This window comes from Streptomyces sp. SID3343, from assembly GCF_009865215.1.
Taxonomy (GTDB): domain Bacteria; phylum Actinomycetota; class Actinomycetes; order Streptomycetales; family Streptomycetaceae; genus Embleya.
In genome coordinates, this window is record NZ_WWJX01000137.1 from 1 (window position 1) to 242 (window position 242).

Annotated in this window: 1 protein-coding gene; it reads left to right on the top strand. The window is 76.4% G+C overall.

The features are described from left to right. On the top strand, positions 1 to 242 hold a 242-nt coding region (locus GT354_RS04395), incomplete at both ends, for a hypothetical protein (RefSeq protein ID WP_161354835.1).

Consider the following 242-nt stretch of genomic DNA (forward strand, 5'->3'; position numbering starts at 1 on the left):
GGCCCCGGTCGTGGGTACGGCCGTCGCGGCGACGGCGCAGGTCGCCGTACCCGCACCGGCCGCGCACGCCGCGCCGGTGCGGACGCACGAGGTTCCCGCCTCGGCGCCGACGGCGCACGACGTCACCTCCCACGGGTCGACGTGGACGCCGGTGACCGCGTCGGGAGCCTGGCTGCACGCCTTCCTGGAGGTACAGCGACAGGCGAGCGACGCGCACAGCGCGTACCAGAGCACCACGTCGG